The following is a 1,926-nucleotide window of genomic DNA, read 5'->3' on the forward strand; positions in this document are numbered from 1 at the left end:
CGGTGGTCGTCGACGACGCCGCCGCGTCCAAGCTGAAGCTCGGGGACTACTTCCGCCACACGTTCGCCGCCAAGCCGGACTGGCAGGGCATCTAGCCTCCTCGTTTCAGTTGGGTCGGCTGAGCTGGGTTGACTGTGGAGGGGCCGTGGCTGTCGGCGGGTGGGCATGGCTGGGGCCCGGCGCTCGGGTCGGGTGCTCCGGGTTCCTCGGGTCGTGGGTGGGCAGAGGCAGCGCCGTTGGTCAGGTGGCCGGCCTCGGCAGGGCCGCGAGGCGGGCGAATGCGTTTGCCAGTTCATGTCGCCAGGGCCAGGTGGCGGCAATCCGCAGGTGGAGTCGGAGGCCTCAGCGGGTGATGCGGGCGGCGGCGTGCAGCAGCCGGTAGCGGAGCTTCTTCGGCTCGGCGGAGAAGCAACTCGCCGTCCAGCAACAGGGCCTGGGCCCAGGCGAGCAGGTCGACGGCGGTCAGGGACAGTTCCAGCCAGGCGGCGTTGAGCGCGAAGTGGCGGGAGGGGAAGCGGCCGAAGCCGGTGGTCTTGCCGCAGCGGATGCGGTCCTCGACGCGGGCGGGTGCGCGGTGGCGGACCTCAAGCTGCTGCAGGGAGCCTTCGCCATAAGGAGTGTCGGTGAGGAAGACCTGGTGGCGCATGCCCTCGTCGACATCGAACAAGGACAACTGGGCGCCGGGGTGAGGGCGCTCGCGCCGGACGATGATCCGGGTGCCGTCCGGGTGGTCCGTCAGGTCCACCATGCCGGTCAGTTCTGCCACTTCAGCGCCAGTCCGTAGGGTGCCGTCTTGCTCCAGCGCGGGGTGCCACAGATGGTCGGGCACGGCTCGGATCGCGCGGCGGATCGGATCGGTGACGGGATGTCCGACGGAGAGGTGTGGATACCCCGCTCACGGAGTGCTCGGATGTGGGCGAGGAAGGCTTTCGCGCCTCCGGCACTGTCGGCGCGGATGAGGATGGTGGTGCCGTGGTGGTGGGCGTCAGGGACCTGGGCCAGGGCCGCGTCCAGGACGGTGATGTGGTCGGCGGCGGTGTTGGCGCCGGCATTGCCCGGCCGCAGTAGGCCGGCCAGGGCTTCGCCGGTGTTGTCCAGGAAACACAGCAGTAGGTGGTAGCCGAAGCCGCGTTTGTAGGTGGCCGCTGCCTGTTCCTTCTCGGAGTGGCAGGTGACCAGGGTGGCGTCGAAGCCCAGGATCGGGCCAGGCAGGTCGCGCCCGCCGACGCGGGCCACGGGTATGCCGCCTGTGGTCTCGGCGGCTTGCAGCCAGGCGACTTCCCGGGCGGTGGCCCTCGCCGAGCGCAGGCGGGCGAGTGCGTCCGGGCCGATGCCTCCAGCAGACGCCAAGCGGTGGCAGTGGAGGCGACCGGGCCGAAGACTTCCGCTGTGGTGACAGAAGCCCTAGACAAGCCTCATCATCCCAGCTCAGAAGGCACTTTCGCGTTTCCGATCAAGATCCGGACACCGCCGCAACTGAAATGCGGAGGCTAGTAGATAAAGGGCAATCCACCTACATCAAACGCCCACTAATACATCATCGAATAGGCCGGTCCCAGCCCGTCCAGACCACGCGATGTACTCCGGCTAACGGACCGAGCAGGCCCTCGCAGCGATTTGAGTAGGCGACGCTCACGACGGCGTGTCCCCCTGTACGCCACCTTACATAAACCAACCAGACCTCCGAGAGGAAAATGCCATGCTAAGCAAGTTTCCGCTCTCCCTGGGTGGGCCACCCGGCTGCTCAACATTTCGGATCCCGCCGCACTCCTTGACCACTGTTCGTGGCGCACTGGCTCGGTCTGCTGCCGTGGCGGTGCGGACGGCTCCCACCCTCGGGCAGCACGATGCATCCGCCTCCATACTGGCCGGTCAAAATGCTGAGGCAGACATGATTACCTCGGCTTCGCCGCCGTGGGCGACCAC

At 67.7% G+C, this 1,926-nt stretch carries 2 pseudogenes; one reads left to right on the forward strand and one right to left on the reverse strand.

Going from position 1 to position 1,926, the window contains the following annotated elements:
• Window positions 1-95, forward strand: a pseudogene (locus tag ACFWBT_RS40685) (glucosamine-6-phosphate deaminase); the annotation flags it as partial.
• Window positions 96-240: 145 nt separating this feature from the next.
• Here ACFWBT_RS40685 and ACFWBT_RS40690 read toward each other — a convergent pair.
• Window positions 241-1,388, reverse strand: a pseudogene (locus tag ACFWBT_RS40690) (IS1380 family transposase); the annotation flags it as partial.
• Window positions 1,389-1,926 lie beyond the last annotated feature (538 nt).

Origin of the sequence: Streptomyces sp. NPDC060027 (assembly GCF_042737005.1) — a bacterium.
Lineage (GTDB): Bacteria > Actinomycetota > Actinomycetes > Streptomycetales > Streptomycetaceae > Streptomyces.